The sequence below is a fragment of the Eubacterium barkeri genome, from assembly GCF_900107125.1.
Lineage (GTDB): Bacteria > Bacillota > Clostridia > Eubacteriales > Eubacteriaceae > Eubacterium_O > Eubacterium_O barkeri.
This window is the reverse complement of the sequence record NZ_FNOU01000004.1, coordinates 120,323-146,148: the sequence shown is the minus strand read 5'-3', so window position 1 is coordinate 146,148 and position 25,826 is coordinate 120,323. Positions and strand designations below refer to the sequence as shown.

Annotated in this window: 22 protein-coding genes; all 22 read right to left on the bottom strand. The window is 49.0% G+C overall.

The genetic code is table 11. From position 1 onward, the window contains the following. Positions 1-240: 240 nt before the first annotated feature. Positions 241-687 (bottom strand): SoxR reducing system RseC family protein, encoded by a 447-nt coding sequence (locus BLU30_RS04120; protein ID WP_090243752.1) that lies wholly within the window; start codon positions 685-687, stop codon positions 241-243. Positions 688-738: 51 nt separating this feature from the next. Continuing rightward, positions 739-2,517: an aspartate--tRNA ligase gene (gene aspS / locus BLU30_RS04115; protein WP_090243750.1), complete on the bottom strand. Its 1,779-nt coding sequence runs from the start codon at positions 2,515-2,517 to the stop codon at positions 739-741. 62 nt (positions 2,518-2,579) lie between these two features. Then, positions 2,580-4,022, bottom strand: a complete 1,443-nt coding sequence (gene hemZ / locus BLU30_RS04110; protein ID WP_090243748.1) for a coproporphyrinogen dehydrogenase HemZ — start codon at positions 4,020-4,022, stop codon at positions 2,580-2,582. Continuing rightward, positions 4,022-4,648: an MBL fold metallo-hydrolase gene (locus tag BLU30_RS04105; RefSeq protein WP_090243745.1), complete on the bottom strand. Its 627-nt coding sequence runs from the start codon at positions 4,646-4,648 to the stop codon at positions 4,022-4,024. Before BLU30_RS04105 ends, hemZ begins: the two co-directional genes overlap by 1 nt. Positions 4,649-4,657: 9 nt before the next feature. Beyond that, positions 4,658-5,110, bottom strand: a complete 453-nt coding sequence (gene dtd / locus BLU30_RS04100) for a D-aminoacyl-tRNA deacylase (RefSeq protein WP_090243743.1) — start codon at positions 5,108-5,110, stop codon at positions 4,658-4,660. An 8-nt stretch (positions 5,111-5,118) separates the two neighbouring features. Next, positions 5,119-7,296, bottom strand: a complete 2,178-nt coding sequence (locus BLU30_RS04095; protein ID WP_090243741.1) for a RelA/SpoT family protein — start codon at positions 7,294-7,296, stop codon at positions 5,119-5,121. Between the two features lie 40 nt (positions 7,297-7,336). Further along, a complete protein-coding gene (locus tag BLU30_RS04090; RefSeq protein ID WP_090243740.1) occupies positions 7,337-7,855 on the bottom strand; it encodes an adenine phosphoribosyltransferase in 519 nt (172 codons plus the stop codon). Between the two features lie 43 nt (positions 7,856-7,898). Then, positions 7,899-9,971, bottom strand: a complete 2,073-nt coding sequence (gene recJ / locus BLU30_RS04085; protein ID WP_090243738.1) for a single-stranded-DNA-specific exonuclease RecJ — start codon at positions 9,969-9,971, stop codon at positions 7,899-7,901. A gap of 61 nt (positions 9,972-10,032) precedes the next feature. Then, positions 10,033-10,983 (bottom strand): protein translocase subunit SecF, encoded by a 951-nt coding sequence (gene secF / locus BLU30_RS04080; RefSeq protein ID WP_090243736.1) that lies wholly within the window; start codon positions 10,981-10,983, stop codon positions 10,033-10,035. A 14-nt stretch (positions 10,984-10,997) separates the two neighbouring features. Next, complete coding sequence (secD, locus tag BLU30_RS04075; protein ID WP_242873501.1) at positions 10,998-12,257, bottom strand: protein translocase subunit SecD; 1,260 nt, start codon at positions 12,255-12,257, stop codon at positions 10,998-11,000. Positions 12,258-12,289: 32 nt separating this feature from the next. Then, entirely contained in the window at positions 12,290-13,780 is a 1,491-nt protein-coding gene (gene gltX, locus BLU30_RS04070; protein ID WP_090243734.1) for a glutamate--tRNA ligase, read from the bottom strand. A gap of 61 nt (positions 13,781-13,841) precedes the next feature. Beyond that, positions 13,842-14,795 carry a tRNA epoxyqueuosine(34) reductase QueG gene (queG, locus tag BLU30_RS04065; protein ID WP_176770822.1) on the bottom strand — a complete coding sequence of 318 codons (954 nt, stop codon included), beginning with the start codon at positions 14,793-14,795 and terminating at the stop codon, positions 13,842-13,844. Beyond that, the gene (yihA, locus tag BLU30_RS04060) at positions 14,761-15,372 is read right to left on the bottom strand and encodes a ribosome biogenesis GTP-binding protein YihA/YsxC (protein WP_090243730.1); all 612 of its coding nucleotides are present in this window, start codon (positions 15,370-15,372) and stop codon (positions 14,761-14,763) included. Before yihA ends, queG begins: the two co-directional genes overlap by 35 nt. Continuing rightward, entirely contained in the window at positions 15,369-17,759 is a 2,391-nt protein-coding gene (gene lon, locus BLU30_RS04055; RefSeq protein WP_242873500.1) for an endopeptidase La, read from the bottom strand. Before lon ends, yihA begins: the two co-directional genes overlap by 4 nt. A 57-nt stretch (positions 17,760-17,816) precedes the next feature. Further along, positions 17,817-19,082, bottom strand: a complete 1,266-nt coding sequence (clpX, locus tag BLU30_RS04050; protein WP_090243728.1) for an ATP-dependent Clp protease ATP-binding subunit ClpX — start codon at positions 19,080-19,082, stop codon at positions 17,817-17,819. 15 nt (positions 19,083-19,097) lie between these two features. Further along, on the bottom strand, positions 19,098-19,679 hold the full coding sequence (gene clpP, locus BLU30_RS04045) for an ATP-dependent Clp endopeptidase proteolytic subunit ClpP (RefSeq protein ID WP_090243824.1): 582 nt from the start codon (positions 19,677-19,679) through the stop codon (positions 19,098-19,100). A gap of 18 nt (positions 19,680-19,697) precedes the next feature. Continuing rightward, positions 19,698-20,987, bottom strand: a complete 1,290-nt coding sequence (gene tig / locus BLU30_RS04040) for a trigger factor (protein ID WP_090243726.1) — start codon at positions 20,985-20,987, stop codon at positions 19,698-19,700. A gap of 152 nt (positions 20,988-21,139) precedes the next feature. Beyond that, on the bottom strand, positions 21,140-21,844 hold the full coding sequence (locus BLU30_RS04035; RefSeq protein ID WP_090243724.1) for an ABC transporter ATP-binding protein: 705 nt from the start codon (positions 21,842-21,844) through the stop codon (positions 21,140-21,142). Between the two features lie 15 nt (positions 21,845-21,859). Continuing rightward, entirely contained in the window at positions 21,860-22,618 is a 759-nt protein-coding gene (locus tag BLU30_RS04030; RefSeq protein WP_090243722.1) for an ABC transporter ATP-binding protein, read from the bottom strand. Beyond that, positions 22,618-23,625 (bottom strand): branched-chain amino acid ABC transporter permease, encoded by a 1,008-nt coding sequence (locus BLU30_RS04025; protein ID WP_090243720.1) that lies wholly within the window; start codon positions 23,623-23,625, stop codon positions 22,618-22,620. Before BLU30_RS04025 ends, BLU30_RS04030 begins: the two co-directional genes overlap by 1 nt. Positions 23,626-23,628: 3 nt before the next feature. Beyond that, positions 23,629-24,507: a branched-chain amino acid ABC transporter permease gene (locus BLU30_RS04020; protein WP_090243718.1), complete on the bottom strand. Its 879-nt coding sequence runs from the start codon at positions 24,505-24,507 to the stop codon at positions 23,629-23,631. A gap of 89 nt (positions 24,508-24,596) precedes the next feature. Continuing rightward, positions 24,597-25,745 carry an ABC transporter substrate-binding protein gene (locus BLU30_RS04015; RefSeq protein WP_090243716.1) on the bottom strand — a complete coding sequence of 383 codons (1,149 nt, stop codon included), beginning with the start codon at positions 25,743-25,745 and terminating at the stop codon, positions 24,597-24,599. Positions 25,746-25,826 lie beyond the last annotated feature (81 nt).

The window sequence follows — 25,826 nt, the reverse complement described above, 5'->3', positions numbered from 1 at the left end:
CCGGACCCCAGGCGCTGACGAACAAAGGGAAAACCCTCAGTCGTCAGTGCGCAAAACCTTCGGTTTTGATCAGGTTTAAGGCGGGTTTACTTTCTTAATTTGATGGCAACCAAAACGCCAGCCCGCAGGGGCAACCGGGGTTCTCGTATTTTTATCATCACCCTGACCTGGGTTTGTCGACACACTGAACGCCCCCTTATCCAGGGGGCATTATAGACTGTGTACAAAGAGGTACAGCCCTTACCGAGGGTTTAGTTCCAGCTCTGAAGCATCCAGAATCTCGGTAATCCGGGGTTCATAAGCCTTTCCAAAGGTTCCCCGGCGATCAAGGACCATGATCAGACCAAAGGCCGCCGCAGTGAGTAGAATCCCCGTGAAAAATGCGGTGATGGCTTGATCCCAGCCCAGGGCAGGCGCCGCAAAGAAACCTGCCACACAGCCTAAAATAAAGGCAACCAAGGGGATACCATAGGCAATACTCGTAGCCTTCATCACATTGCCAAATTCCATTTCCACAGCCACGGTATCTCCCACCACTGCACCCAAGGGATTCTGGGCCAGGGTGGTCATGGTCATCTTATCCTTACCCACCTGGCAGGCCCCACAATCACCACAAGCCGCATGGCGCTTAATGATGACCTTCGCTTTATTTCCATTTCGCTTTTTAACGATTCCAATTTCTTTCATGGGTTTACCCTCCTTTGAAAAAAAACGCCCCCGTAATGGGAGCGTCTTCCATTAAATTAATGGGTCATCAATGCTGATGCCCAGATCAATGAGCTGGTCCAGCTCTGCCGGTGCCGGCGCATCACTCATCAGACAGCTATGATTCTGGGTCTTGGGGAAGGCGATGACATCCCGGATATTATCAATATCCAGAAGCATCATGACAAGGCGATCCAAACCAAAGGCCAATCCACCGTGGGGCGGTGTGCCATATTTCAGGGCTTCTAAGAGGAAGCCGAACTGACGCCAGGCGGATTCCATGCTCATGCCCAGGGCCGCAAACATTTTTTCCTGGATGTCCTGGTTATGGATCCGGATGGAGCCCCCACCCAGTTCAACTCCGTTGACGACCATATCGTAGGCATCGGAGCGCACCTTGGCCGGATCGGTTTCCAGCATCGGAATATCCTCGGTCAGCGGTGCCGTAAAGGGGTGATGTTTGGCAGTATAACGGCCGGCTTCTGCATCGTACTCCAGGAGTGGGAAGTCAATGACCCAGAGAAAATTGAACTTACCTGAGAGGTCGAATTCCAGCTTCCGAGCCAGTTCCAAACGCAACTGGCCTAAAGAGGTACAGACGATTTCGTCGGTATCGGCCACCATGAAGATCATATCTCCAGGTTCTGCACCCATCCGGGCGAAGATGGCGTTCTTTTCTTCTTCGGAGATAAACTTTAAGATGGGGGATTTCATATCCTCTTCTTTAACATCAATCCAGGCCAGTCCCTTGGCCTTGTAAACCTGGGCAAATTTTTCCAAATTCTTGATGGTCTTTTTCGACAGCTTGCCCTGGGCATCCTTGGCGATGATGGCCCGGACAGAGCCGCCTTTTTTAATGGCCCCAGAGAAAACTTTGAACTCACTTTCCGCCAGGATGTCCGACAAATTCGTAAGTTCCATCCCGAAGCGGGTGTCTGGCTTATCGGAGCCATAGCGATCCATCGCTTCAGCATAGGTCATGCGCATAAAAGGGGTTTGAAGCTCAATCCCTCGGATTTCCCTGAAAATTTTGGAAATCATTCCCTCCATAATGGGCAGAATATCATCCTTAGTCACAAAGGACATTTCCATATCAATCTGAGTAAATTCTGGCTGACGGTCCTGACGAAGATCCTCATCCCGGAAACACTTAGCAATCTGATAATAGCGGTCCATGCCGGAAATCATCAGAATTTGTTTAAAGAGCTGAGGGCTTTGGGGCAGGCCAAAGAACTTGCCATTTTGAACCCGGGAGGGCACCAGGAAGTCCCGGGCCCCTTCTGGGGTTGGTTTCCCTAAAATGGGGGTTTCGATTTCGCAGAAACCTTCATCGTTTAGATAATTCCGGGCGATGGACATGACCTTTGCCCGGGTCATCAGGGTTTTCTGGTTCTTGGGTTTACGCAGGTCCAGATAGCGGTATTTCAGGCGAACGGCTTCGTTGGATTTATCATCATCCTCCACATAAATGGGAGGAGTGGCTGAAGTATCCAAAATGGTTAGATCCGTTACCATAACCTCAACCTCACCAGTGGGCATCTTGGGATTGACATTGGCGGCTTCCCGCATCCGGACGGTCCCTTCAATGCACAACACATATTCGCTGCGAACGGTTTCGGCCTCAGCAAAAACAGCAGGTGCCACTTCTTCATTAATCACTAATTGCACAATCCCGGAACGATCCCGGAGATCCACAAAAATAACCCCGCCCAAATCCCTTCGGCTATCGGTCCAGCCCGATAGCTTGACGGTTTGTCCATCATATGTTTTATTCATCTCGCCGCAAAGGGCGCTTCTAAAATGTGTTTTCATTATGCCTCCTGAAAAATTCACGTTTCATATCCCCTAATTATATTCAATAGACCCGTATCCTGTCAAGGAAGATTCTCGCTGTAAGCCGCAATCTTCCGTTCGATAATGGATGTGATCCGTTCATTATAGGTTCGGATATCTTTAACCGTGAATATCTTGCCGAAACGATCGGTATCCGCGTGGTATACTTTGCCGGAGGAGCCAGCTCCAATGCCGATGATGGTTTGACGTTCTGCCATCATCAGGATATTATAGATGCCGTCACAACCTGTCCGGGCATAACCAATGTTTTCCCCATTCCCCTGGGTGTACTTCTGGCGGTAAAGGTAGTAGGGGTGATATCCTCCGGCTAACGTTCGCCGGGTGATTTCCTCATAAAAGTCCTCATCGTAAAGCTGGGTCACCTGATGGCCCTGGGCCTCCTTGATGGCTGATCCCTTTTTAATGGCCAAGCTATGGACCGTCAGGTTTTCCGGTGCCATGGCGATGACCGCGTCTAAGGAATCCAACACCCGCTGGGGAGCCTCCTCAGCCAATCCGACAATGAGGTCCATATTCACGCTTTTAAATCCCACCTCCCGGATGATTTCCAGAGTTCTTCGGATATCCTCAGGGCTGTGGTTTCGGTTGATGGCCCTTAGGGTTTCGGCATTCATGCTTTGGGGATTGAGACAAACCCGATCCACACCGTGGCCCTTTAAGAGCACGAGCTTCTCCCGACTCGTCGTCTCTGGCCGCCCGGCTTCAAAGGTAAATTCCCGGAGATCCCGGTGGATGAAGTCCCCTTCCAGGGCATTTAGCAGGATTTCCAGCTGGGCCGCTGAAAGGATGGAGGGGGTGCCCCCGCCAATGTACAGAGTGTCGATGGTGAGTTCCTTTTCCCGCACCATCTGTGCCATGGCCTTTATTTCCAAGAGCAGGCTGGTCAGATAGGTCTCGGCCAATTGACCTTTTTTGTCGGCCACCGTGGAGACAAAGGAGCAGTAGCTGCATTTTGCCGGGCACAAAGGAACGCCAAGATAGACACTCACCCGCTTTGGGTCCAGGGGATAGACAATGGGCATCTCCCCCTGGGCCAGGGTAGCCGCCAGCATGGCCTTTTCCGGAGAAACATTGTAACGCTTCACCATCTGCTTCGCCGCCCCCTGGGTATCCTGCCCCTCCTTCACGATGAGCTGATGGGCAATTTTAACGGGCTTCACCCCGGATAAGGATCCCCAGGCCATGGGGTGCCCAAAGAATGTGACTAAAAACAGATAAAGAAACCCTTTGAAAGTATCTTTTTCAAGGGGTTTCCCGGAAAGATTATATTCTTTTTGATACTTCCTTCCCGCCTTATCCCATCCCTCAAAGGTCAGAATATCTCCGGCGTAGGTAATGTTAATATTCCGGGGGCCCTCACCATTAAAGACGAGCTCAGCAGCTGGGTCGAATTGCTGAATGAGCTCCAGACAGGGCTGCTCCCACAGCCCCGGCTGAAGCCCAAAGTTGAACCGGTTAATCATTATCCCCTCCGAACGAAGGGGTTCGCCCGCTTTTCATAGCCGATTACGGAATCTTCCCCGTGTCCCGGCAAGACCTTCATATCCTCGTCGTATTGGAGCAGGGTGCCCAGGGAATCGATGATTTGATCATAATCCCCACCGGGAAAATCCGTCCGTCCGATGGAGCCCTGGAATAGGGTGTCCCCAGTAATCATAAAGGTCTCATCGATGAAGGATACCCCTCCTGGGGTATGTCCTGGGGTGTGCACCACCTTCAGCGCCTCCCTTGGTCCGATTTTGATCTGATCTCCGTGCTGCATCAGCACGTCCGCTGCCTCGAAGGTCATGGGATTTCCCACCATAGTGGAAATGTTTTCCCCGGCAGAAGTCAGACAGCCGGCATCATCTCTGTGGATATACACCGGTGCTCCAGTCAAATCCCGGATTTCCTGAAGCCCACCGATATGATCGAAATGGCCGTGGGTCAAAAGAATCTTCGAAACCTTCAGCCCTTCCCTTTGGATGAAATCCACCACCCGATCATCGGGATAGCCGGGATCCACCACGGCAGCATCCTTCGTGGCCTTATCCCACAGAATATAACAATTGGCACCCATGGGGCCAACCATGAATTTTTTAACTTCCATCACTTACCTCTAAAAATTCTTCTCACTGTCCAGGAGGATCGTTACTGGGCCATCGCCAAGGATGGTCACTTCCATGTCCGCCTGAAACGCGCCAAAGGCCACCCTTTTAATGGGCTGGGCACTGATTTTCTCTACAAAACGTTTGTATTTCTCCTCAGCCAGTGCCACCGGACCGCTTCGTATAAAACTGGGGCGACGGCCCTTCCGGCAGTCGCCGTAAAGGGTAAATTGGGACACGACTAGCAATTCCCCATCCACATCACCCAGGGAAAGGTTCATTTTATCATCTGCGTCCTCAAAGACTCGAAGACCCACCACCTTATTGATGATATAATCCATATCTGCCTCCGTATCATTTTCCTTGATTCCCAGAAGCAGGTTAAATCCCTTCCCAATTTCACCAACCACCTCACCATCCACCGTCACCGATGAGGCCTTTACTCGTTGTATCACTGCTCGCATCGCTCCTCCTATACCCGCTTAACCGTAATGATCTCAGGAATTTTATTAATATTTTTAATGAGGAGATTCAGCTCTCTCCTGGACTTCACTTCAAAGCTGGCTTCAAAAAAATCATACTCCCCACGTTCATTTCGGGCGGTCAGGGCATTTAAAGGAATATTCATCTCAATAAAAAGCTTGGACAGTTCAATGAGCAGCTCTCGCTTCTCATGCGCTTTAATGTGAATTTCCGCATTAAAGCTGCCATCCACCCCAAATTTATTCCACTCCACCGTAACAATCCGGGACGGATCCGTAATATTCAGTACATTGGGACAATCCGTCCGATGGACCGAAATCCCGTTGGTCTGGGTGATGTAACCGATAATTTTATCCCCAGGCACGGGGTTACAGCATTTGGAGTAATGGACATCGATATCGCTCTGTCCAGCTACCACCACATTGCTGGTGGTTTTTCGCTTGGTGGTCGGTTTTTTAATGACAACCTCTTCCACCTCTTCCGGAAACTCTCCAGGGAAAAGAAGGCGCATCTTCTGGAAAACCGTTCCCATCTTCACCCCATTATACCCCAGGGCAGCGTAGAAATCATTAATGGTCTTGTAACCCAGTTTATCGCTGAGAATTTCCAGCTCGGCAGCACTGGCCAACTTGGTATCGGTCAGCCCTTGTCGCTTAAGCTCTGCCTCCAACATCAACTTGCCCTTGGAGACATTTTCTTCCTTTTCTTCCCGCTTAAAATACTGCCGAATTTTATTCCGGGCATGGGCACTCTTCACAAAATTCAGCCAATCCCGACTGGGTCCATTGGAATTCTTAGAGGTCATGACCTCCACAATATCTCCATTGTTCAGGGTATAATTCAGAGGCACAATTTTATTGTTAACCTTCGCACCTACACAGCTGTTTCCGATATCGCTGTGAATCCGATAGGCAAAGTCCAAGGGACAGGAGCCCATGGGCAACTCAATGACCTTTCCCTTGGGAGAAAAGACATACACCTCTTCGTTGAGAAGATCCACCTTAATGGTTTCCAGTAAATCCCCAGCATTATCCAGCTCGCTTTGCCATTCCATAATCTGGCGGAGCCAGGACATCTTATTCTCGTAGCGGAGCTCCTTACCCTTGCTTTCACCCATGCCCTCTTTATATTTCCAATGGGCTGCAATCCCATATTCCGCAGTTTCATGCATTTCCTTGGTTCGGATCTGGATTTCAAAGGGCTCACCATTGGGTCCGATGACCGTGGTGTGGATGGACTGGTACATATTGGGCTTTGGCATGGCGATATAGTCTTTAAACCGGCCAGGTATGGGCTTCCACTGGGTGTGGACGATGCCCAAAACCCCGTAGCAGTCCTTCACACTTTCCACAATCACCCGAACCGCCACTATATCGTAGATTTCATCGAATTGCCGGTGCTGAGCCTTCATCTTACGATAAATGGAATAAAAATGCTTAGCCCGGCCATAAATTTTAGCCTGAATCCCCACATCCCCAATTTTAACCTTGAGGACATCGATGACCTTGCCAATGTATTCCTCCCGGACCTGCTTTCGCATCTTTACCTGTTTGACCAGATGGTAGTAAGCCTCGGGATCCAAATATTTCAGTGCCAGATCCTCTAACTCTGCCTTAATGGCCTGGATCCCCAGACGATTGGCAATGGGGGCATAAATATCCATAGTCTCCCGGGATTTTTCCTGCTGCTTCCCAGGGGTCATGTATTCCAGGGTCCGCATATTGTGAAGGCGGTCCACCAGCTTAATCAGGATTACCCGGATATCCTTGGACATGGCCATAACCATCTTCCTAAGATTCTCCGCCTGATTTTCTTCCTTGGACTGGAATTCAATCTTCCCAATCTTCGTAACCCCTTCCACCAGCTCTGCCACTGTCTCACTGAACTCCTCAGCAATAAAATCGTGGGTATAGATGGTGTCCTCAATGACATCGTGGAGCAGGGCCGCCACAATGGTTTCCACATCCATGTGGTATTCCGCTAAAATATATGCCACTGCCACAGGATGGATAATATAATCTTCTCCGGATTTTCGCTTCTGTCCCGAGTGGGCCTTATCCGCCAGATCGAAGGCACGCAGGATCATCGTCGTATCCGCTGATGGATCGTACTGCTTAACCAGCTTGATGACGCTGTCGATTTTGTTACTTACTGCTTGGTTCGCCATGCGATGCCTCCTTTCTTATTTGCCATGTCAAAGCCATCCCTTAATAGGGATAAGAGACGATGCTGGATACAAAATAATCCTTCAGCAGATCCCGTCCACCCAATTCTGTCAATTCAATGACAAAAAGGGCCCCACACACCTCACCACCAAGGTTTTCCACCAAATCGATGGCGGCCTTCATGGTCCCACCGGTGGCCAGCAGGTCATCGATGATGAGTACCCGATCCCCAGGCTTGATGGCATTGTGCTGAATTTCAATGGTATTGCTGCCATATTCCAGAGAATATTTTTGGGAAACAACCTTTCCAGGCAGTTTTCCAGGCTTACGAACCGGCACCAACCCTGCACCTAAGCGATAGGCCAAGGCAGAGCCAAAAATATAGCCTCTGGCTTCAGGAATGACCACAATATTGACATCCAAAGCCTTGGCAATTTTATACAAATCATCAATCACCGCTCTAAAAGCATCCGGATCCTTAATCAGGCTGTTAATATCCTTAAAACTGATACCTTCCTTGGGGAATCCTTCGTACACTGAAATTTTGCTCTTAAAATCCATCTTAAAACCTCTCCTCTGATTCTTTAAGAAAGTACTGATTCGATCAATCAGCGCCTCCAAGATATTTCTTTAATTTTAGCACTAATGGGGCCTTTTGGATATCTTTTTTTTCATTGGTTTTACATTTCTTCCCATAAATAACCCCCCGTTTTAATTTAAATTCAATGAGTCCCACCTCATTCAGGGCATTTAAACCCACCAACAATTGAAAACTATTCATTCCAGGACAGTAAGACCGGACATCATCAAAGGGAAGCGCCCGTATTTTTTCAAAATCCATCATCTTGTAAACAGCAATCAATGCGTTGCGTTCAGGTAGCAATCTATTACAGGGATAGTGCCAGATTGGCAATGCCAGAAGATTCTCCCCCTCTTCCTTTTTTAGGGCAGACACCCACTCCCAGGCCTGCTGATGATCCATAAGGGGATCTCCCTTTAAATCCACCACCATGGGCTGGATGGTTTCATTTCCATTAAAGGCATTCATTTTTAGTTTGCAAAGCAGGGACACCGCTCCGCTCCGTACCTGGGTATCGCACTCACCCAAGCCAAAACCCACACACCGCAGGCCATCCACCGTAAAAGATAAATGATCCTGGTTTTTCCCCATTCGCCTTACATCTGTGGCGTGGACCTCCCCCATCTTAAAGACCGGGCCAGGGTTTCCAATACCGTAGGGCTCACAGAGGGCAAGCTCCTCCATCAGCCCTTCATCCACAGCATCCGCCGTAATCTCCCCATCATAATAGATGGTCTTTTTCAAATGTTTCCTGGCACCGGTAGACTTTCCCCAGTCCTCCAGGCCCTTTACAAGCTCTGGAATACGCTCAGCCGCCAGGGAAAACCCCGCCGCCTGCTCATGACCACCGAAGGACGCAAAGAGGGACGCACAGCTGGATAGGGCCGCGAAGATATCAATCCCAGGCACACTGCGGCAGCTCCCCTTGGCAACACCATCCTCTCCGATACCCATGACGATCACCGGATGATACCATTTTTCCTGAATCTTACTGGCCACAATGCCAATGACCCCAGAGTGCCATCCCTCACCAGCCACCACCATAAACAGATGATTGTAAAGACCTTCCGCCGCCACCTTTTTCTCCGCAGCGATTTGGATTTCCTGTTCAATATCCTGGCGTTTCTTGTTTTCATCCCTTAAAAAGCAGGCGATGGGCATGGCCTCAGAAATGGTCTCTGCCAGATAAAGATCCACTACCCGGCCCGCTTCTCCCAGACGTCCGGCAGCATTGATCTTTGGGGCAAGGACAAAGCCGATATTTCCAGCATTCACCACCTCAATCTCGCTGACCTCTATAAGGGCAGCAATCCCCGGTGTCAGGGGACCTTCATTCATGGCCCGGATCCCCAGGCTGACCATCACCCGGTTTTCATCCTTCAAGGGCACAATATCCGCCACCGTGGCCAGGGCAGCGCATTCCAGATATCCCATGAGATCCCCATCTCCCCCCTGTGCCCGGTCCAGCGCTTGAACCAGCTTAAAGGCAATGCCGGCCCCGCACAGCTCCGAGAAAGGATACTGGGAATCCGGGCGCTTGGCATCAATGATGGCCAAGGCCTCGGGAAGAGCCGCCTGGCACTCATGGTGATCCGTCACAATGACATCCATTCCCTGGGCATTACAAAAGGCTACCTCTTCCACTGCTGAAATCCCATTATCCACCGTAATAATCAGGCTGGCCCCTGCGGCTTTTACCTCGGCCAGGGCCGTCGTATTCATCCCATAACCTTCCTCTAAACGATTGGGAATCCGGTAGAAGGCATGGATTCCAATTTCTTTAAAATACCCCAGGAGGATGGATACGGCCGTGGTGCCGTCGGCATCATAATCTCCGTAAACACAAACGATTTCCCCATTTTCCCGGGCAGTCAGAATCCGTTCTACCGCAGTTGACATATCCGGCAATAGAAAGGGATCCTGCAGATCCTCCCAATCTGGTTCTAAAAAAGCCATGGCCTCCTCGGCGGAGCCACAGCCACGTTTGATCAGTATCGATGCCGTCAGTGGTGAAACACCGCAGTCCATCACGATTTCCTCAACAAGGGTTTCCCCATTTTCCCCGCCTAAATCACGCGCTTTCCAAATGGTTTCCATTTTTCCTCCAAAGTCGAAAAGCCGGACAGCCTAGGCTGTCCGGCTCATTGTGCTTCTAATCTTACACCTGGGGTGCTTTTTCCTGCCGTTTATCCCGACGTTTACGATTATTTTTCTTCTGGTTTTTCGTATTGTAACGGGTATTCTTAAACTTCTTCTGGAATACCACCCACAGGGGACTGGCCACGAAAATCGAGGAGTAACAGCCGCAGGCAATCCCGACGATGAGGGGCAGCGCGAAATCCTTAATGGCCGCCACACCGAAGATATACAAGGCCAGAATCGCGATCAAGGTGGTTGCCACAGTATTAATACTTCGCTTCAGGGTCTGGTTCACACTGACATCCACTAGAGTCGTCAGATTCTGCATCCCCATCACATTTTCATTTTCACGGATACGGTCGAAGACCACAATCGTATCATTGATGGAATACCCCAAAATGGTCAACACCGCCGCGATAAAGGGGGCATTCACCTGGATCTGGAAAAGGGCATAGACCCCAATGACCACAATAATATCATGAACCAGGGCGAGGACCGCCGCCAGGCCAAAGTAAAACTCAAAGCGGAAGGTGATGTACACCAGCATCAATGCTATGGCCACCACCGAAGCCAAAACTGCATTACGGGCGGTTTCTGTCCCCACGGACGGGGTAATGGTATCCACGGATACTAAATCTGCATCGGTCAGCTTATACTCCGTTTTAAAGGCATTAAAGAGATCGGTTCGCTGCTCGGTAGTCAGACTTTCCTTGGTGCTGATAACAATTTGCTCCTGGGCATCTCCCGAATAAGTGATATCTGCATTTTTATCATACTGATCAGTGATTTTTCGGGCATCATCCGTATTAAAGGTGGTGTGCAGGTCAATGGTGACAATGGTCCCCCCCACAAAATCAATCCCGAAGTTGAGGCCTCGAATGGCCAAGGCTCCCAGGCTGATAACGATCATAATCAGGGAGATAATAAACCAAAGCTTTGTTTTTTCAACCAATTTAAGTTGTCTTTTCATTTTACTCTCCCTCCCTAAATTCCATAAAACTTCGTGCTATTAACCAGATGGGTTCCCAACACCAGCTTGATCAGATGCTTGGTTACCACCACAGCGGTTATCATACTCAGCACGATCCCCACAACCAGGGTGAGGGCAAAGCCCTGGACACTGCCGGAGCCCAGGAAGAATAACACGAAGCCTGCAATCAATGTGGTAATATTAGAGTCTACAATGGTCCCCATTGCCCGTTTAAACCCAGCGTCAATGGCTTTATCCATGGAGCCGCCGTTTTGTGCCTCATCCTTAATTCGCTCAAAGATAATGACGTTGGCATCCACAGCCATCCCGATGGATAGGATCATCCCAGCGATACCGGGCAGGGTCAGGGTAACATTCATTTCAACCATGATAATGAGGTCCACCATGATGTAGACTAACAATGCCAAATCGGCAATAAAGCCTAGTCCCCGGTAAAACAGCAGCATAAAGATCAGAACAGCGGCGATACCGATGGCCCCGGCAAAAATACTTTGCTGGAGAGAATCCTGTCCCAGGGTCGGCCCGATGGTAGTCACCTCAATGGGCTCCAATTCCAGGGGAAGGCTACCGCCCCGGATGAGCTCGGCCAGCCGGCTGGCTTCATCCATATCGGACATCCCCTCAATGATGGCTTCGCCATTGGTAATGGCCGCATTGACCTTTGGGGCACTGATGGTTTCACCATCTAACTCAATGGAGATCACCTGATTTAAGTACTTCTGGGTTGCGGCGGCGAATTTTTGGGTCCCTGATTCATTGAATTTCAAGGTAACGACAGACTCTTCCACGCCACTGCTGTTATTCTGCTTCACCGCTTTGGAATCAGACACATCATCCCCGGTGAGGATCACGGTCCCATCCGGTGCAAGGAATTCCAGTTTAGCCGTTTTCCCGATAAGGTCTAAGGCCTGTTGTTGATCCTGGATCGAAGGGATGGAAACCCGAATACGATCATCTCCCTGTTTCGTGACTGTGGCTTCACTAACCCCCAGGGAGTCCACCCGTTTTTTAATGGCTGAGACGGTACTGTCCATTTTTTCTGAATCGACACCGGAGCCATCCTCGGTCTTAGCTTGAAGGACCACATTGACCCCACCAGTTAAATCAAGGCCATAGTGCATTCGGTCTCCAATTTTTCCGATATCATAACGACCAATGGTGATCCCATTAAAGAGCACATAGCCACAAAAGGCCAGAAGGGCCATAAAGACCACCAATATCACGGTTTTTTTCACATTTACTTTTTGCTTCACTGGTTCCTCCTCATTTCTTTTGCCAAATTATCTTAGAGGGCTTCCAAAACCTTTGAAAAACGCACCAAGCGCTTCAACAATTCTTCTTTTCCCAGTACTTCCATAATCATGGCCAAATCCGGTCCATGCATTTCACCCGTCAGCATAATACGTGTCGGCATATAGAGCATTTTCCCTTTAATTTTCTCCGCTTTATGCTCCTTCTGGATGGCCTTTAAAATAGCCATCATGGACGGTGCATCCACCACCTCAGCCGCTTCAATCTTTTCCATCAAAGCGCCATGGAGTACCGGAACGCTTTCTGCCTTAATGATTTCCAGGCTTTCTTCATCGGTGATTTCAAAATCACTGTTAAAAATCAGGGCCACTTCATCAGGCACCTGGGCAAAGTATTCCAGACGGTCTCTAAGAAGCTCTGCAATCGTCCCAATCCATTCCCTCTTGTTCTCAATATCATCAGCCGTAATGTAACCAGCCTCCAAAAGATAAGGAATGCAATGGTCGGTTAGAGCCTCTGGTGATAAGGCCTTAATGTAGTGGGCGTTCATCCAGTTAAGCTTGCTGCGGTCAAAGACGGCCCCGGAGCGGTTGATCCGGGATAAGTCGAAGGCCTCCACCAATTCCTCCATGGAGAAAATTTCCTGATCCCCTTCAGGGCTCCAGCCCAACAGGGCCAGAAAATTCACGAGTGCCTCTGGTAAATAGCCCTTTTTCAGGAAATCCCCAACAGAGACATCCCCCTGGCGCTTGCTCAGCTTTTTATGATCGTCATTTAAAATATTGGATAAATGAACGAATTGGGGGGCTTCCCACCCCAGGCATTCATAAAGGTATACATGCTTTGGTGTAGAGGGCAGCCATTCTTCCCCACGGATGACATGGGTAATGCCCATAAGATGGTCATCCACTACCACTGCAAAATGGTAGGTGGGGAAGCCATCGGCTTTAATCAGCACCTGATCATCAAGATCATCGGTATTGATCTCAATATGCCCCCGGACCGCATCATCAAAGGCAATGACGGTATTTTCCGGCAGCTTTAAACGAATGACGTAAGGCTCACCTTCAGCAATCCGGCGCCCAATCTCCTCGGGATCAAGATCCCGGCAGTGGCCATCGTAACGGGGGGTTTCTCCTGCTGCCCTTTGGGCCTCCCGAACCGCTTCCAGCCGTTCCTTGGTACAAAAGCAATAGTACGCCTTACCCTCTGCCAGCAGCTGTTCAATATAACGTCTGTAAATATCCAAACGTTCAGACTGGATATAAGGGCCGCAGTCCCCGGATTGCAGGATGCTGCCATCCCTCACCATCAGTCCCTCATCCGGACGAACCCCGGTGATGTCCAGTGCGGCCAGCAGGTTTTCCACGGCGCCTTCTTCATAACGGGTACGATCTGTATCCTCTAAGCGCAGCAGAAATTGACCGCCGTTTTTTTTAGCATATAAGTAGTTGTAAAGTGCAGTCCGCAAGCTTCCCACGTGGACATTCCCAGTGGGGCTTGGGGCGAATCGATCTCTGATCATGTTCTCTCCTGTTACTATATAATGTAATATTTCTGGTCTATTATAACATTTATAAAAGACCTTAACATTCTTTTTCTAGAAACTTTAGCAATAATTTTGAATTGCGTACCAGAGTTTGGCATCCCCGCCAGTGGAGGGCACTCCCTGTAAAGACGGCATCAAAGGTGGCCTCATCCATTTTGGACAGGGCCTTTAGCTCCGGCCAGGCCGCATCCATGGGGCCATCCTCCCAGCACTCCTCTGGCAAATGGGCGTTGTAGGGACAGGCCAGCTGGCACAAATCGCAGCCATAAACAAAGTATTGTACACGCTGCGCCTCTACCTCACTCAGCTTTTTCTTTTGGGTTAAGTAAGAAATGCACCGGCTGGCATCCAGAGAAAACCCCGATTCCAAGGCCCCGTGGGGACAGGCATCCAGACAACGCCTGCAGCTGCCGCACAGGCTTTTAAGGGGAATGGCTGGCACAAAGGCGATGGGTGTGCTCACCAGGATTTGTCCAATAAAAAATCCACTGCCATATTGGGGATGGATAAGGGTATTGTTTTTGCCATAAAACCCTAAGCCTGCCCGCCAGGCACTCCCCCGATCAACCAACTTCCCATTATCCACAAACAAGCGATAATCCAACTGGGGGTGCTTGACCTTCAAGGCAGCCATGAGGGCCTCCATCTTCCGGGATAACCGCAGGTGGTAATCCTCACCCCTGCAAAAAGCAGAAAGACGTCCCTTCCCCTGGGTGTTTTTCGGGGGGGACATCTTGAGTGTATAGGGCAGCCCGATGACAATAACGGCGGCGGCATCTCCATAGGCCTGACGATAGTCCACCCGTTTATCCGGAGGCACCCCCACAAATGGCGTCGGGCCATTCGTGGTCTGTCGTGCCTCCAAATGGGGTTTAATCTCTAAAAGAGGGGTTGCCTCTGTAAATCCGATAATGGGAATGCCCAGGGATGCAGCGACCCGTCGGACTTCAGCCTCCTCAAGCATCGCCCTGGCCATTTTCAGCCGAGGCAATCCGCGCCTCGATAACAGCCCAGGCCTCTTCCTTTCCCCGGCGTTCTGCGGCAGAGAAGAGAAACACATCGGAACGCTGGCGCAGACCCAGGGTCTTAGCAATATTATCCAGGGCCTTTTTCTGCCGGGTTTTGGAAATCTTATCCGCCTTCGTGGCGATGACAATGGGGTCGAGTCCATAATAAACTAACCAATCGTACATGAGCTTATCGTCCTCGGTGGGTTCATGGCGGCTATCCACCAGCTGAATAATTAAAGCCATATTTTCCCGGTTTTGGAGATAATCTTCAATCATCCGTCCCCATTTCTCCCGTTCAGTCTTCGACACCCGGGCATAGCCATAGCCTGGCATATCCACAAACCGAAAGGTATCATTAATCTGATAGAAATTCATGGTCTGGGTTTTTCCCGGCTGGGAGCTGGTTCGCGCCAATCCCTTTCGATTGATCAGGGTGTTGATGAAGCTTGATTTGCCCACATTAGATCGGCCCAATAAAACGACTTCCGGAAGGGCATCCTGGGGATATTGGGCTTCACTGACCGCGCTGATGATAATCTCAGACTTGGTTACATTCATTTTTGACCTCCGAATACAAGTGCGGTGACCTCTTCCATGGTGGAAACCGGATGAATGTTCAGGGCATCCGTCACCACCTGGGGCACCTCTTCCAAATCCTTCAGATTCGCTTTGGGCAGAATGATCTCCTTCACTCCTGCCCGGGTGGCCGCCGTTAGCTTCTCCCGAAGCCCGCCAATGGGCAGCACCCGTCCCCTTAGGGTAATTTCCCCTGTCATGGCCAAATTCCGGGGCACTGCCTGGCCCGTCAGAGCTGAAATCAAGGCGGTGGTCATGGTAATCCCAGCTGATGGGCCATCCTTGGGAACGGCGCCTTCCGGCACATGGAGATGGATATCCTTGGTTTCATAGAAATCCCCTTCAATTCCAAGGGCATCACACCGGGACCGGATATAGCTAATGGCCGCCTTGGCCGATTCCTGCATAACCTCTCCCAATTGACCCGTGATGGAGACTTTCCCTTTGCCTTTGAGAACAGCTACTTCGATCTCCAGGGTCTCTCCGCCAACAGCGGTCCAGGCCAGACCATTGACCAGGCCAACCTCTTTGACGCCATCAACGGTATCAAAGGTGTATTTTTTCATTCCCAGATAGTTTTCCAAATTCTTTGGCGTAATGGAAACCACCTCAACGCCATCCTCCACAATGGCCTTCGCAGCGCCCCGGCACACTCTGGCAATCGTCCGTTCCAGCTCTCGCACCCCGGATTCCCGGGTGTAATAGCTGATAATCCCCTGGAGGGCTTTCTTGTTGATTTTAAAATTCTCATGATTCAGCCCGTGGATTTCACACTGCTTGGGCACCAGATACCGTTTGGCAATTTCCAACTTTTCACTTTCTACATAGCCATTAAGCTCAATGATTTCCATCCGGTCCAAAAGGGGTCTTGGAATAGTAGAAAGGGAATTGGCGGTGGTCAGGAATAAGACATCCGATAAATCGAAGGGCAGCTCCAAATAATTATCTGTGAATGTATTATTCTGTTCAGGGTCCAATACCTCCAGTAGTGCCGCTGCGGGATCTCCCCGAAAATCCTGACTCATCTTGTCGATTTCATCCAGCAAAAAGAGGGGATTGCGGCTCTTCACCTGTTTGAGATGGTACAGAATTCGTCCAGGGATAGCCCCAACGTAGGTTCTGCGGTGTCCACGGATTTCCGCTTCATCCCGCATCCCTCCCAGGGACATCCGGACATATTTACGGTTTAAAGATCGGGCAATGGATTTGGCAATGGAGGTTTTACCCACCCCCGGCGGTCCCACTAAGCAGATAATGGGGGATTTCAGATTATCGGCCAGTTTCAGAACGGCAATGTATTCCAAAATCCGCTCCTTCACCTTATCCAAGGCGTAATGGTCTTTATTGAGGGTACGGCGGGCTTTTCCGACGTTAATCTCCTCTTTGGTTTCCGTGTTCCAGGGCAGGTCCAGTACCCATTCGATGTAGCTTTCAATGACACCGGATTCGGAGGAACCGCTGGGAACCTTGCTTAAATGGGCAATTTCCCCCAACACCTTTTCCCGGACTTCATCACTGACATCCAGGGCTTCCAGGCGCTCTTTATATTCCTCAGACTTCCCGATGACATCGGTATCCCCCAGCTCATCCTGGATCACCTTGATCTGTTCCCGAAGGACATATTCCCGTTGGTTTTTGTCCACTTCCTCTTTGACCTTCTCGTCGATATCCTGTTCGATTCGCGCCATCTCGATTTCATCCACCAGTACTTCATAGGTGGCCATCAGACGCTTGTTAATGTCTGTTTCCTGGAGAATGCGCTGGGCCTCGGGGAGGTCGAGCATCAAATTCGCACAAATCAAATCGATGAGTCGGTCCGGGTCATCCACCATGTCCAGGGTTGCAGCCATATCCCCTGCAATCTTCCGGGTCATCATCATATATTGGGTAAAGGTTGCGCGGATCATCCGCATCAAAGCCCTGTTTTCCTTGTTATCGTAAAAGATGCTCTTTACCCCTTCATAAAGCACCGCAAAATAAGGATCGATACACAAGTACTGGGTAATCTTTGCCCGTTCCTTGATTTCTACTAATACGCGCATTAAGCCATCGGGCATCTTAAGGGTCTGTTTTACCTTGGCAATACAGCCGACTTCAAAAATATCCTCTGGTGCCGGATCTTCCTTTTGGGCATCCTTTTGTTCCACCAGGAGGACCATTTGATTCTGGGTCATGGCCATTTCCAGTGCATTAATGGATTTTTCCCGGCCAATATCGAAATGAATGACCATTCCAGGAAAGACGCTCATCCCGCGCATGGGGATCAGAGGGATACCATCTACCACTTCCAGTGCCAAACGTTCGAGTTCTTCAAAGGCCTGGCCCATTTCAGGCTGAAGGGTTTCTGTGTTCTCATTATTAATTTTCATTTTCCACTGACTTCCTTTATGTTAAAAAGAGCAATCGTAATGATTGCTCTGTCATCGCTATGATACATTCGCTTTTGTTACCTTTGCATCTTCATCCTTTCGGATAATAGTGGGTTCAGCAGTATGATCTACCGCTGCCTTGCTGATGATGACCTTTTCCACCCCTTCTTCCGATGGAATGTCGAACATGATGTCCGTCATCAGGTCTTCAATAATTCCCCGCAACCCCCGGGCCCCGGTTTTGTTGTCCAAGGCCTTTTTGGCAATGGATACCAATGCATCGGGTTCAAACTCCAAGGTAACCCCTTCAATGGCAAACATCTTTTGATATTGCTTCACCAGGGCATTCCTGGGCTCCGTCAAAATCGAAATCAATGCTTCTTCATCCAGATGCTTTAGGGTGGCAATAACGGGAATCCGGCCAATGAATTCGGGGATCAGACCATATTTCAAAAGATCCTGGGGCTCCACCTTTTGCAGCATGGCGTCCTCTTCCTTTTCCTGGGTGGTCTTTACTGTAGCGCCAAAGCCCATGGACCCCTTTTCAAGGCGTTTTTCAATGACACCCTCCATTCCATCAAAGGCTCCGCCACAGATGAACAAAATACCCGAGGTATCAATTTGGATGAATTCCTGGTGGGGGTGCTTCCGTCCGCCCTGGGGCGGCACATTGGCCACTGTTCCCTCCAGTATTTTCAGGAGGGCCTGCTGGACCCCCTCCCCACTCACATCCCGGGTAATGGATGGGTTATCGCTTTTCCGGGCAATCTTGTCGATTTCGTCAATGTAGATAATGCCCTGCTGGGCACGGTCCACATCCATATCCGCTGCCTGGAGAAGCTTTAAGAGTATGTTCTCCACATCCTCGCCCACGTAACCTGCCTCGGTCAGGGAAGTGGCATCCGCAATGGCGAAGGGCACCTCCAAAATCCGGGCCAGGGTCTGGGCCAGAAGGGTTTTTCCAGAGCCCGTTGGGCCGATGAGCATGATGTTGCTTTTTTGCAGCTCCACATCATCGTCCCCCTGGACTTCTGAGTTAATACGTTTGTAATGATTATATACCGCCACTGCCAGGGCTTTTTTAGCATCATCCTGGGCAATAACGTAGGCATCCAGGCAATCTTTAATTTCCCTGGGTACAGGTACAACCTCATAGGTAATGGCTACCGGCTCTTCTTCACTACTGATGATTTCTTCGCACAGGGCGACGCATTCATCACAAATGTAGACACCGGGCCCGGCGACCATGCGCTTCACCTGGGATTGGGTTTTTCCACAGAAGGAGCAGGTCACCTGGTTGATTCCATCATTAAATTCTGACATGATAATCCCTCGCTTCTATCGTGAGGCGATGACTTCATCGATGAGACCATAGGCCTTTGCTTCTTCAGCGGTCATAAAGTTATCACGGTCCGTATCCTTGGCAATGACATCCAGGGGCTGTCCCGTGTTCGCACTCAGGATTCGGTTTAATTTCTCGCGTGTCTGCACCAAATGCTTGGCATGGATTTCTACATCCACACTTTGGCCCTGGGCGCCGCCCAGGGGCTGATGAATCATGACCTCGCTGTTAGGCAGTGCCAATCGGCGACCGACGGCCCCCGATGAGAGTAAAAATGCCCCCATGGATGCCGCCATTCCTACACAAAGGGTTGATACATCACATTTGATGAAATTCATAGTATCGTAAATGGCAAAACCTGCCGTAACCGAGCCTCCGGGACTATTGATATACATGGATATCTCCTGATCCGGATTTTCAGCCTCCAGGAAGATCAGCTGAGCAACCACTAAGCTTGCTGTGGCATCATTGATCTCACCGTCCAGGAAGACGATACGTTCTTTAAGCAACCGTGAATAAATATCGAAGGAGCGTTCTCCCCGACCGGTCTGCTCAATGACCATTGGAACCAGATTCATATCCATCGTCCTTCCTGATTATTTCTGTACTGCAGCGTCAACCAGGAAGTCTACGGTCTTTTTCCGTTTGATGTTGGCATCCAGGTATTCACGCATTCTGTCATCCACGGTTTCTTTATAGGCTTCAAATTCATGGTTGAAGGCATCGGCGTAGACTTTAATCTCTGCATCCATTTCTTCTTCAGTCACTGCCATCGCTTCAGCTTCCGCAATATCTGCCAGGACTAATTCCATCTTGATGTTCTTTTCAGCGTCTGGCTTCATGTTTTCCCGGAAATCTTCACGGCTGCTACCCGTGAATTTGAAGTAGTCGTCCAGGGAAATTCCCTGAGCCTTCATCTGCTGTTCCATGCTTTCCATGCTGCGATCCACTTCTTCTTCGATCATCAGGTCCGGCACTTCCAGCTCTGCATTTTCGATGGCAAATTCAATAACCGCTCTTTCGGCGTCAGCGCGAAGGGTACGGGTCTTTTCTTCCTTTAATTTTTCAGAAATATCGGCCTTCAGCTCATCTAAGGTATCAAATTCGCTGACATCCTTGGCAAATTCATCATCCAGCACGGGTAATTCCTTTACCTGAACTTCCTTTACCACGACTTTAAAGACAGCATCCTTACCCGCCAGATTATCCGCATGGTATTCTTCTGGGAAGGTAACCTTAACATCGACGGCATCGTCCTTTTTAGCCCCGACTAATTGATCTTCAAAGCCTGGGATAAAGGTGTTGCTGCCCAGCTCTAAGCTATGGCCTTCATCCTTACCGCCAATGAAAGGCTCGTCATCCACAAAGCCTTCGTAATCAATGATGACCGTGTCCCCTAATTTAGCGGCTGCTTCATCATCAGAAATAATCCGGGCGTTTTGGTTTTGCATTTCTGCAAGCTTGGCGGCAATATCTTCTTCGGTAATTTCGGGCTCAAGTTTATTGATTTCTGCCCCTTTATAGTCTTTAAGGGTAACTTCCGGCTTAACCCCAACTTTGACGATAAAGATTGCACCTTCTGCTTCGTCCACCTTTTCGACCTTTTCAAGAGTCGGCCGGGTCACGGCTTCAATTTTGGTTTCTTCCAGGGCATCCTTGTAGGCGCCAGGGAAAGCAAAATCGATGGCATCTTCGACAAAGACACCTTTGCCATAGTGAGCTTCAATAATCTTCCGGGGTGCTTTACCCTTTCTGAAGCCCTGAATTGAAAAATATTTCTTATTCTTTTGATAAGCCTGATTAATTGCTGCTGTAAAATCTTCAGCGACAATGGTTAATTCCATGGTAACGACATTCTTTTCCGTTCCTAAAATCTTTGCGCTCATTGTATCCTCCAACACTCTATATATATTCTTTCTCAATTTGTTCAGTATAACATAGTGAAAAATTTGAATCAAGGGTTTTACCCTGGCTTCATAAGTTTTCCCACAGAATCGACGCATAAAACGAGCCTGGGTTTTTACCCAGGCTCATCGTATTATCCACCTAAATAAGCGGACTGGACTTCGTCATTTGTCATTAATTCCTGGGCATCGCCGGAAAGCTTGATCTTTCCCGTTTCCAGTACATAGGCCCGATTGGCAATGCGCAGGGCCTTTTTAGCATTTTGCTCCACTAAAAGCACGGTCACGCCAGCATTATTGATGGTTTGGATCATGCTGAAGATTTCATCGACCAATATGGGCGCCAATCCCATAGAGGGCTCATCCAATAAAATCATCTTCGGCTTGGTCATCAGTGCCCGGCCCATGGCCAGCATCTGCTGTTCCCCGCCGCTCAGGGTGCCAGCCACTTGCTTGGCACGTTCCTTAAGCCTTGGGAAATAGGTATAAACCATTTCCATATCCGAGGCAATCTCCCGCTTATCCTTTCGGATAAAGGCGCCCATCATCAAATTTTCGTAAACAGACATTTCGGCAAAGACCTGACGTCCCTCTGGGACATGAGCCATTCCCAAATCCGGAATCTGAAAAGCCTTCACCTTGGTAATGTCCTCTCCATTAAATGAGATGACACCACTTTCAGGCCGCAACAGGCCCGAAACGGTTTTAAGGGTGGTCGTTTTACCCGCCCCATTGGCTCCGATGAGGGTCACAATTTCTCCATCGTTCACCTCAAAATCAATGCCCTTGATGGCATGGATTTTACCATAGTATACATTTAAATCTTTAACCTTTAACATGGCATCCTCCTCCCATCAATCGCCTAAATAGGCTCGGATAACATCCGGATTGACTTTGATTTCATCCGGTGTCCCCTCTGCAATGGTCTTTCCATAATCCACCACCAGGATCCGTTCACAGATCCCCATGACAAGCTGCATGTCATGCTCAATGAGGAGCACCGTGATATCAAATTTCTCCCGGATGAAGTGAATGGTTTCCATTAACTCTGCGGTTTCATTAGGGTTCATCCCGGCAGCAGGTTCATCCAGCATCAGTACTTTGGGATTCGATGCCAATGCCCGGGCAATTTCCAGCTTACGCTGCTGGCCATAGGGCAGGTTTTTTGCCTTGGTCTGTTCATATTCCCCCATGTCGAAGATATCAAGCAACTTCCGACACTCATCGTAGGCCCGTTTTTCTTCCTTCCAGAATTTTGGTAAACGGAACATCCCCTGGGCCAGATTATATTTGATAAAATTATTGTAAGCGATCTCCACATTTTCAATGGTGGTCAGATCCTTAAAGAGACGAATATTCTGGAAAGTCCGGGCCGCACCCATGGCCACCACCTGATGGGGATTTTTCTTCAGAATACTCTTTCCTTCAATGAGGACATCCCCTTCGGTAGGCTCATACACCCCCGTCAGGGTATTAAAGATGGTGGTTTTCCCGGCACCGTTGGGGCCAATCAAGCCCACCAGCTCATTATTTCCAAGGGAGAGGTTAAAGTGATCCACAGCTGTCAGACCACCAAAACGCATGGTTACATCTTTCGCTTCTAAAACAGCCATTACATGTCACCCCCATCTAGTGAATCACTGGCTTTACGCCGCTTATCCATGAGCCCTTCAATAAACCGGGTCAGGGAGAATTCATAACGGCCGAGCATTCCCTGGGGTCTGAAAATCATCATAATGATAAGGGCCAAAGAGTATACCAGAAGTCGATATTCCGAAAATTGACGCAGGAGTTCCGGAAGCACGGTCAAAACGATGGCCGATAGAATGGAGCCGGTCAAGCTTCCCAGCCCCCCAAGGACAACAATCACGAACATTTCAATGGAAAACATAAACTGAAATTTACTGGGGTCCAGATATCCCTGGTAGTGAGCATATAAAGAGCCGCCAATTCCTGCAAAAAAGGAGGAAATGGTAAAGGCCAGAACCTTCACTTTGGTGGTGGGAATCCCTGCAGCTTCCGCTGCAATTTCATCCTCCCGGATGGACATGATGGCCCGTCCGTATCGGGAACGTCCCAAGGTAAAAATGAGCACTGTAACGATGATCATCACCCAATATACCGAACCCAAACCCGCTAAACGAGGAATCCCTTTAAGGCCCTGGGCACCACCGGTGGGTTCGAAGTTGACAAAGAAAATTCGAATGATTTCGGCAAAGCCAATGGTCACGATCCCTAAATAGTCTCCCCTAAGCCGCAAACTGGGCGTCCCAATGAGAATACCCACGGCACCGGCTGCAATCCCTCCAACCAGGGACGAAATAATGAGTAGAATAAGCCGCGGAAATTCTGGCATTGCCCCGGTGACAGCCAGACTGACACTAGCCGCTACATAGGCGCCAATGGCCATAAACCCAGCATGACCCAGGGCCATTTCACCCAGAAAACCCGCAACAATATTCAGGCTCAGAGCCATAATAATCATAATGCAGGTCAGAATAACAATACCACTAAAATAAGTAGAGACAATTTTAAAAGTAATCAGCGAATAAATAATAGCAAAAATAGCAAGAATGGCGATAGAATTGACAATATAGGATTTCTTGATGTTCTTTGACATTTCTTACACCTTCTCTTTCATGTTCTTACCGAGGATTCCCGTCGGCTTAAACAGGAGTACCAGGATCAGCACGCCAAAAACAATGGCATCTGCCCAGGTTGAGGATAAGTAGGCTTTGGTCATGGTTTCCACCATCCCAATGATAAACCCACCCAGCATAGCGCCGGGTACGCTCCCGATACCCCCTAAAACAGCGGCAACAAAAGCTTTAAGCCCTGGCATGGTCCCCATTGTGGGTTCGATAATCGTGTAAGCCGTACTGTATAAAATCCCCCCAAGGGCCCCTAAAGCGGAACCGATCAGGAAAGTAATGGAAATGGTCCGGTCCACATTAATCCCCATGAGCACTGCCGCATCCTGGTTTTCAGAAACGGCACGCATCGCACGTCCCTGCTTCGTCTGATTAATAAAAATTTCAAGTAAAACCATAAAAACCACTGAAAGCCCGATGGTAATCAGGGTAATGGAGCTGATTTCCACGCCGCCCACATTAAAAACAACCTGGGGGAATATTTTGGGCATGACCTTGGGATCGGCACCAAAAATAGCAAGGGCCAGATTCTGGAGGAACATACTCACACCAATGGCTGTAATCAAGGCGGATAAACGTGGTGCATTCCGCAAAGGTCGGTAAGCGATGAATTCGATGGCGACTCCCATCACCGCCGTTAATACCATAGAGAATAGAATAACCGCCCAAAAAGGCCAGTTTAAGGTTGCAGCAGCAATAAATGCAAAATACGCACCAAACATCATGATTTCGCCATGGGCGAAGTTAATGAGTTTCAGGATACCATACACCAGTGTATAGCCAATGGCAATAAGGGCGTAAATACTTCCTGAATTCAATCCATTGATGAATTGCTGCAAAAACATATTCATATAGGATAACCTCCTGTTTCTAAAAAAAGATATAGAAGAGCCGAAGCCCTTCTATATCCGACTTTTTCTCATTTAATTCTTGGGCAAAATCAGTCGCCGGTAACAGTGGTGACGTATTTTAATTGGCCATTTTCAATTTTGATGATGGTGATTTCTTTACCCTTGGGGTTACCATTTTCATCAAAAGAGAACTTCCCGGTTACACCATCGTAGGTCATTTCTTTTAATGCTTTAATAACGGCTTCCTTATCCGTGCTGCCTGCATTTTCAATGGCTTTTGCCATGCAGTCCATGGCATCGTAGCCTAATGCAGCAAAGGAGTTTGCAGCTTTACTGTATTTGTCCTTGTATGCCGTAATAAATTTCTGAACGGATTCTTTAGGAGAATCGGCCGCATAATGGTTTGCAAAATATTGGCCTTCTGCTGCTTCAGCATATTCTTCCTGGACACTGTCCCAACCGTCTCCACCAACAAAGGTTGCGGTAATTCCCATTTCCTTTGCTTTCTGGAGAATGGGACCAACGGTTGAATAGTAATCCGGTACGTACACAACTTCAGGATTCAGCTGTTTGATCTTGGTCAACTGTGCGCTGTAGTCATTGTCCTTATCAGAATAAGATTCAGTCCCGAGGATTTTGCCACCCTTGCTTTCAAAGGTCTTGGTAAAGGCAGAAGCTAAACCTTCGGAGTAGGCATTCCCTTTACAGACCAGGATAGCGGCATTCTTAGCCCCTAAGACATCCACTGCATAGTTGGCTCCGGCATTTCCCTGATAAGCATCAAGGTAGCAAACCCGAAAGCTGTTATCTGCACCGACTGTAACATCGTCAGCTGTCGCTGTCGGTGATAGGATCGGCATATTATCTTCCTTCGCTAAATCCTTGATGGCAAGGGCTTCTCCCGAAAGAACCGGTCCAACAATGGCAACAACACCATCATTATCACGCAGTCGATTATAGGCATTGACGGCTTCGGTCGCATCACCCTTGGTATCATAGGAAACTAATTCAATCTTCTTTCCTAAAACACCACCAGCTTCGTTGATTTGATCAACTGCCAATTCAATCCCGTTTTTAGCCGCATTCCCATAGCTGGCTGTATCACCAGTATAAGGGCCAAGTGTTCCGATTTTGATGACATCATCAGAACTGGATGATCCGCCGCCGCAACCACTTAAAGCAAATACGGACAAACAGAGCATCACGACCATAGCTAAGCTGATTACTCTTTTTTTCATATATTCCTTCCTCCCATGAAGTTAATTTAAGGTAATTTTAATATAATCTCACTGGAATATCAAGGAATATCTTCAAATTGT